The 7,794-nt window shown below is 65.0% G+C and carries 5 protein-coding genes and 1 pseudogene; all 6 read right to left on the bottom strand.

Going from position 1 to position 7,794, the window contains the following annotated elements:
- The coding region (locus Q1V87_RS10580; protein WP_300592420.1) for a hypothetical protein at positions 1–503 on the bottom strand (503 nt) is incomplete at its 3' end.
- 53 nt (positions 504–556) lie between these two features.
- Positions 557–1,666, bottom strand: a complete 1,110-nt coding sequence (locus tag Q1V87_RS10575; protein ID WP_300592417.1) for a DUF916 domain-containing protein — start codon at positions 1,664–1,666, stop codon at positions 557–559.
- Between the two features lie 128 nt (positions 1,667–1,794).
- Complete coding sequence (locus tag Q1V87_RS10570; protein ID WP_300592414.1) at positions 1,795–3,273, bottom strand: hypothetical protein; 1,479 nt, start codon at positions 3,271–3,273, stop codon at positions 1,795–1,797.
- A gap of 32 nt (positions 3,274–3,305) precedes the next feature.
- Complete coding sequence (locus Q1V87_RS10565; protein WP_300592411.1) at positions 3,306–4,565, bottom strand: hypothetical protein; 1,260 nt, start codon at positions 4,563–4,565, stop codon at positions 3,306–3,308.
- Between the two features lie 187 nt (positions 4,566–4,752).
- Positions 4,753–7,446, bottom strand: coding sequence for a hypothetical protein (locus Q1V87_RS10560; RefSeq protein ID WP_300592408.1), 2,694 nt, complete (start codon positions 7,444–7,446; stop codon positions 4,753–4,755).
- A pseudogene (locus tag Q1V87_RS10555) lies at positions 7,443–7,794 on the bottom strand (hypothetical protein); the annotation flags it as partial. The gene Q1V87_RS10560 and the pseudogene Q1V87_RS10555, both read right to left, overlap by 4 nt.

Below are 7,794 nucleotides of genomic sequence, written 5' to 3'. Positions count from 1 at the left end.
CCGACCGCGATCGCCGGCGGCACCGGGAACGATCCACTGAACGCTCCGGAGCCGTCGGTCGTGAGCGTTCCGAGCAGCGTCGGATCCGTGTAGTGCGCGACGGATGCCGGGCTGAAGGCCGCGAAGCCGGAACCGGACACGAGGTAGGAGCCATCGGTCTGGACCAGAACCGCGCCGTCGGAGTCGAGCGCGACCTCGCCTCCCGACGCGGTGCGTGCCTTCAGCTCGATCGTCAGCCCCCCGACCGTGACGACAATCCCGGTGCCGTCCGCGTTGGGGCTACGGACGACACTCTGGCGCACTCCGCCGATGAGTGCAGCGGCGCCGGTCACGGATGTCGGCACCTCACTGGGCACGGGTGGCACCGGAGTGCGGGTCGGAGTCGGGCTCGGATCCGTGATCGTGACGGTGACGTTTCCGTCGATCTCCGGGTCGTCATCGGCCGCAGCGGCGACGACGCCCGTAGCGACGAGAGCGAGCGCCACCGCGGCGCCCCCTGTCACAGCAAGGAGGCGCCGCAGGCCCGCACCACGTGTGCGGCCAGGTCGGCGCGCTGTCACTCGGAGGTCCGATCCCGTCCTGCGGTCGCGGCTGCCAGCCGCTCCTCGGCAGCCTGACGCTGCGCCTCGCGCTCGGTGAATCGCATCCATTCGGCAGCGCGTTCGGCATCCTTGCGACGGCGCCACCACACGAGGCCGGCGATCCCGGCGCCGATGGCGAGCACGATCACAAGCGGCCATGGCACTGCCCAGACGATGGCGTCGCGATTGGTCGCCGTGATGCTGATGAGGTCCGTCTCGGGTGTGGGGTCCTTCACGAACGGATTGAGGGTGATCCATGGGTTCAGGTAGAGGAGGGCCGCGACACCCGGGATCTCGACCTCGACGTTGCGTCCATTGCCGGGGAGGACCTCACCGATGCCGCCGCCCTGCACTTCACCGACGGGGATGCCGAACCACGTCTTCGCGCCGACCTTGCTGTTGGTCGCGAGGGCGACATTCCCCGTGTTCTCGACGGTGTAGAACATGTGGATCGAACCGGAGAAGGGATTCCACCAGTCGCCGACGTACTCTGCGTTGAGCGCGCTGATGGACAGTTGCGACACGACCTCACCGGCGACGCGCACATACAACGGAGCTGCCACGCGGTTCTCGACGTCCAGCACGACACCGGGCGCCGTCACGGACACGAGGACGCCACCGACGTGATCGCCGGGGGTCGCATCAGCAGGGATCGCAAGGGTGAAGGGGACCAGTCGCGATTCGCCCGCGCCGAGAGGGAACGTCAGCGACGTCGCACCACCCTCGAACGTGACCCAGTTGTCGACGACATCTCCTGCATCGGCAGTGGCGGTGAGGTCGAAGTCGCCCTTGTCGTTGTTGAAAGCATCCGAGGCGACCACGGTGTAGTCCGCGGCGACGGATCCGGTGTTCCTCACGAGGAACTGATCGGTCACCGTCTCGCCAGGGGAAACCGAGAAGGTGTAGCGCGCGCGTCCGTCGACCACACCGTCCGTGCCCGCGGGCAGCCCTGACACACCGATCTGGTCATCTGCCGCCGAGGCCGGCAGCGAGATCGAGCCAACGACGGATGCCGCGATGAGCGCGGCGGCAGCGGCACGAAGCGAGAGCGAGACCACCCTGCGGGTCGTCGTGGCAATGGTCATGATGCGGAGTATCTCTCTGGTGTCATGTCATCAGGTGAACCGTGGGTCACACCCGGTAAAGGACAGATGAATGGACTGGGTGGGGGCCTAAGCCCCCACCCAGTCGGGTATCACCTGAGCGGCGTCTCTCAGCTCGCGGGAACGAGCGTGAGCGTCACCGACGAGGTGTACGATCCGGCGGTGGCCGAGACCGGAGCGAGGAACGACAGGTTCAGGTCGTAGTTCGCCCCCGAGGCCGCCGTACCGTTACCGGTGGTCGCCGCGAGAGCAGAACCGAACGCACCCGCGCCAGCCGTCTTGCCCGTGGTCGGAGCCGAGCCCGCGGAGTTCCCGCCGACGACGGTGGCCACGTAGCCGAGCTGGTCCTTCGAGATGGTCGCACCGCTCGGGCCAGTGAAGTCGTTCGCCGACACGTTGACCGACCAACCCGTGAGGGTGTTGCGGTCGTCGATGACGGTGAACCCACCGAGCGCGGCAGTCGCCGTCGTGTCACGAGCGACATCACCGAAGTCGACACCCGTCGAGGGGGTCGTCAGCTGGAAGTTGTTCGTGGCCGTCACGTTTGCCGTGACATCCACACTTCCGGCCGTAGCCGACGAGATGTTGATCAGCGAGACACCCTCGAGTTGCGAGATGTCACCGGGCTGGACGAACACGAGGTACGCGTCCTGACCGTACGCCAGACCACCCGCGAGCGCCGACGCGACATCCACGACGGCCTGGCCCGAACCGTTCGCGGTCACGTTGCTGAGCGGGATCTTCGCCCCGCCCGTCGTGTACACGTACGGCTTGTAGGTCGACGCTGCCGCGAGACCGTCAACCGTGACGACAGTGCCCTCAGCCGTGTTGGTCTTGCCGTTGCCGCCGGTCACGACAGCCTGCACGGTGGCGAGGTCCGGCGTGGTGGGAGGAGCGGCGATGATGATCTGGTCGGCCGCGAAGGTGTATGTGTCCGTGTCCGCGTTGATCGTGATCTGGCGGGCCCAGGTCACGACCGGGACGACACCCGAGTTGCTGGTCAGTGCAACACCGACGTAAGCGGTCTTGGTGCCGGTGCCCGCGAACAGAGCGGCTACGCCGCCACTGTTGCTTCCCGAACCACCAAGGTTGCTCATGCCGACGTTCGTGGCTGCCGGGGCTGCGCTTGAAGGACCAGCGGTGTATGCCGCCCAACCATTGACGCCCTGGTTCAGGTTCTCCGGGGTGGAGATGAACGCGTACGACTCGGTGTATCCGCTCGCGCCGAGCGTCGTGGCCGATGGCGTCAGAGGAGCGAACTTGTCAGTCGCAGATCCCGAGACCTGCGCCGACGTGTTCAAGCCATAGACCTTATCGGCAGCTGCCAAAGTGGATCCCGACCACACGTAAAACGAACCGTCGGCCACGGGCGTGCCCGAGACAACCCCCGTTCCGGCTGCGACGGAGAGGCCCGCCGGCGCTTGCGCGCCGATCGGGAACTTCGTCGTGTAGTTGTGCGATGTGGTGATCGTCGTCCCAGACCCGTCACCTTCGGGGGCGAAGGTGGCGGCCTGCGCAGCGGTGGTACCCGCCACAACCAGCCCGAACGCGGCCAGGGTCGCAACCCCAACCTTTGTGATGTTCTTCATCAGATGTGTCTCCAGTTCAGTTCGGTCTGGGGTTACCAGGTACCCGCGAGGGTGCCGGACTTGAGCGGGTGGTAGGTCGGGTTAAGCGCGTTGCGGACCGTGGTGGCACCGAATCCGAAGGCCTGCTTCACGCCACCGACGGTGTCGGGGTCGGTCGACTGGTTCAGAAGCGATGTGGCAGGGATGTCCGCCGTGACGTAACCAGGGGTCTTCGAGACGCCCAGCAGTGCAGACAGTGCGTTGTCGAAGGTCGGCGAGCCGGTGTAGGTGCGCGATGCCTGAGTGATCAGGTAGGTGTCGCGACCGAAGACGTCGTCAGCGTAGTAGCTGGCATTCGGGACGAGCTTCCCAGCGACCGTGTCAGTCGGCACCTTGCCGGTGATCGCGGAACCGAGAGTGAAGCCAGCTCCACGCCGGTCGATCCCCACACCGTTTGCCTGAGCGATCCACTGAGCGACCGAGTGAACAACAACAGCGTTGGCCGGCATGGGCTGAGCGTTGAAGAGCTGATTGGTCTGGTGCTCCTGACCAATCAGCGTGCAGCCGTTGTACTTCACACCCTTGGTGAGGTCAGTAGTGTTCTTATTCACCCCGAGCACCTTCTCAAGGAAGTACTCGCGAGTTCCCGAACCCTCCTGCGGGAGGACAGGGGTGTAGGCCACTCCGTTGATCGTGGGCAGGTTGTCGGGGCCGGCCGGCGCACTCGGGTTCTGCAAGTTCTCGCACTTGAAGAGGGAGTTCAGCTCCTGCTTCGTCAGTGTCGTGAGCCCGGACGCGTTCGTAGCGAACGAGAGCGCGTCGCGCGCGAAGGGGTATGCGGCCAGCGTCTCGGCGAGGTTACTCTCTGTGGGGTCGGCTGATCCACTGGGCGAAGATGAGGAGCGAGCGATATCGACCTGGCCCTGGATCTTGACCACAGCGGCGTTGGGGTTGATGTCCGCACCATCGATCGAGCGGCTCAGCGCGGTCTGGCCGTTGCCGGATCCGTTGGGACGAAGGAACGGTGTTCCGAATGCCTTCGTCTGGATGAGGGAGCTTGCCCCGGCCGCTGCGTACACGCTGTCGACGGCATTGAAATTGCAGGCGAACTTCCCATTTCCGATCGCGCGGACGCTAATGCTGTCGCTCACCTTGTAGCCGTTGGCGATGCCGGTCATAACGTCCTGGATGGTGTCCGAACCGACAACGGCGAATCCGTCGCAGACCGGTTCGGCGTGGGCAGCCGGAGCTGCAACAACGAGCGACGCAAGAACCCCGAGGGCTGCTGCGGCACCGATGAACTGCTTCTTCACGGTGTTCCTTTTCTCTGAGTGGGAGTGGGATATCCGACCGCTCGATCGGGTCCAGCTCAAGCGGGGAGTGTCTTCACAGACGCTGATCACGTTCGCCGTCGCAGGTGAACGGGGGGCGAGCGGAAGCTGAAGGAGTGGTCTCGATTACGGCACCTACGGGTTCTCCCTGAATCCGCTGGGAGTCCGCCTAGAGTGGTCGGCGTACGCGGGACACCAGCGGCACAGCAAGCGCCGCGACGAGACCTGCGGCGAGCCCGATGGGCACCGCGGCGGCGAGAGGCTCAGTATCTGGGTCATCTGGTGTCGCTCCGAGTTGTGCCACTGTGATTGGCGTCTCGGCGGCAGGAGCTGCCGTTCCCCCATCACCCTGGGCGGTCGGCACCGCGTACACGGGCGTCACGTAACTCGCCGCGCCCGAAGATGTCGTCACAGTGGGGATCGAGGTGGACGGTGTCGGCGTGGGGGTCGACGTGACCCCTTGACGAGCGGTCGCCGCCGCTGAGGTGGCCTGCGTGACCCAGGCCGCCGGAAGCGGAGCGTACCCGCGCGGTAGGTCTCCCGAGCTCTGCCCTGGGCGTTGACCTTTGGTAACGATGAACTCCACGAGTGAGGCGTAATCACCACGTGACGCCTTGTCGGGGTCGACCGGGTTCATGGCGGCGTAGATCGGCATCGTCAACGGGTAGGCGGCAGTCGCTGCCTTTGCGCCGTCGGCCGTGTTGTCGAAGCTGCGTACGCCCTTCCCGCCAGCGACCTCCGTCATCACGCTTGCCGCCGCGAGCATTCCGTCCGTGGTAGCTCCGACGTATTCTCCCGCAGGGTTGAGCAGAAGCGCGGTGTATGTCTCGAATCGAGCCGCCGCTGAGGCATCTGTCACTCCAATCGCTGTGCGCTGGCCGACTGGAGCGGGGGCATCGCGCACCCACTTTGGCGGAGTCGAGTTGTTATCAAACCCGCCGAGAGTACGGTCGTCGCCCCTCAGCACATACTGCGCTGACTGCTCAAAGCTGTCGGCGTACGGTCGATAGTCGATCTGATTCATCGCAATCGATCCGGACTTCGTCGCGGGATCGAACGTGTTCGGGAGTTCCCACGGGTCAGCCTTCGGGAAGCTGTCGGTGGGTAGTGCAAGCGCGGCACCCAACGCATTCGCGTCATCACTGATGGCGTAGAAGGGGTTGACGACCATGCCGTCTTCGTCGGGCTTTCCCGCGAGCCAGTCCTTCGCCTCGGCATCCGCCAAGATGTAGTCCCACACGGCACGCACCGCATCGGCGCGACCGATGGGAGTTACTGCCGAGGCGATGCCCACCCCGAGAAGGATGTTGTTCTTCCACTCAGGGTTGATTGCGAGGAACTCGGGGTCCCTCGTGATATTGGTCGGGTTCAGCCGCCCAGTGGTGGGGTTGCGAAGATAGGGGATTCGATCCCCATCAGAGTCGGTGGGGTACACCACCGTCGCAGGCGAGGTGCTGTAGTCAAGTCCTGACATGTCCGCTGCAGGAACGCTCTTGTCGATGCTCTCGAGATAGGAGTCCGTGAGCAGTTTCGCAAGCAGGCGGGGGGTCAGCTTCATTGAGGTGAAGGGCGTCCGGCTCTTCTTTTGCTCTTCCTCGGACGCCGTCACGTTGACGAACCGGTCGACCGAAAACGAGATCGTCACCCCGGTGAGCGCGAGGGGTGCGTAAACCATCGTGTCGGTGACGCCCGCCTGTGCCAGTGGTCGTGACACCAGGGCGAGGGGTGCTCCACTCGTCGTGGCTGACGCTAGCGCGGCATCCTGGTCCGTTCCACGCGAGTAGGCGATGGCACGCCCTCCTTGTGTGCCGCAGTACGCACCCTGCCAAGAGAACATCGCCTCCGAAAGCAGTGGACTTCCCTGGACCTGAAGTTCACCTGACGACAGTGAACAGCGCGAGCCCACGGGGTCGAAATCAAGCTTGAATGCGATGCGGTGCCTCCAGGAGTCCCACCAGATCCCGGGATAGAGTGCCGCGTTCGCGCCATTGTCGGCCGTGCCGCGTGGAATCACGACGAGCCAGCAGGACTGACCGGTCACCGCGTTCGTCCCCAATCCAATTGGCGACCCACAGCCGAGACCGGATGACTCAAGCGCCGTCTGCGCCTCGAAGACAACCTCACCCGTGCCGTCATCGGAGAAGGGCGCCCAGGCGATCTCATTGGTCGTGAATTTGGTGAAGTACCGGTTCTGGTTGACATTGACCGGCGTCAGCCCTGCCTCGGTTCGCGTGACGACATCGCCTTGTGGGTTCTTCGTGAGATTGCTGACGAGATATTCCTGAGGGACCAGAGCGGGATCCGTGACGAGAGCCTCGTTGTACGCGACGAACGGGACGGATGTGTACGCGCCAAACTGGAACGACGTGTACGGTCGATCCTTGGTAGCTACGTCAGTCGCAGTCGTTGACGTTGCGCGAAGCCCTCCATCACCTGCGATCGCTCCGAAAACGCAGGTCTCCCGGGCTGGTCCTGGAACACCGTTCTCGATAACGGTGCCCCAGCACTGAGCGATTTGGAGATAGTTCCTCGTCGTCGACGAGAGCGATCCCCCCGAATAGCTCACACGCAGACCCTCGTTGGTCAGCCCGGAGGTCTTGGACACCGTGACCTTCAGATCCGGAAAGGGGGTGCCGGTTGGGTCCAGCGCATCTTGAGCCGTCAGGGTCTTTGCCGACGAGTCTTCCGTCGCAGCGGTGGCAGTCGTGACCGCGAGCTGAGAACCGACGAGGCCCACCCCGCCGCCGACCAGCACGGCGGTGAGAGATCCGGCGACGAGGGCACGCAGCCAGAGACCGAACCCCCGCCGCTGCGGACGAGAGCGTCGATAGGCGCTGCGGGAGGTGGGGGTCGCACCGCTCACCGAGACCCTCCCTTGCTGGAGTCGGGGCGGAGGATGCGGATCAGCGCTGGTGGCACGATCACGGCGAGGAGCAGCAGCCCCACAGCTGCGAGCATCGCCGTCTGCTGCCAACCCCAGCCGCCCTCCTCGACGGTGAAGGGGGACGCCACAGCCACTGCGCCAGACGTTCCCGTCCCACTGCCGTCGATCAGGTTGCCGTTCTCGTCGTACACGGGCGCGCTCCCGCTGCTATCTGCCGCGCCGCCTGTGGTTCCGCCGCTGGTCCCTGCGCCGGTGCCACCACCGGATGCGTTGGATGCCGCGCCGCCATTGCCCGAGCCACTCACGGGCGTCGACTGCAAAGCGCCG

This window comes from Microbacterium sp. (assembly GCF_030149085.1).
GTDB lineage: Bacteria > Actinomycetota > Actinomycetes > Actinomycetales > Microbacteriaceae > Microbacterium.
The sequence above is the reverse complement of the archived record's forward strand: the minus strand, read 5'-3'. Positions and strand labels throughout refer to the sequence as shown.

Bases quoted from the DNA above. Each gene is read 5' to 3' on its own strand.
- Q1V87_RS10575 (WP_300592417.1), bottom strand. From the start codon at position 1,666: ATGACCATTGCCACGACGACCCGCAGGGTGGTCTCGCTCTCGCTTCGT.
- Q1V87_RS10570 (WP_300592414.1), bottom strand. From the start codon at position 3,273: ATGAAGAACATCACAAAGGTTGGGGTTGCGACCCTGGCCGCGTTCGGG.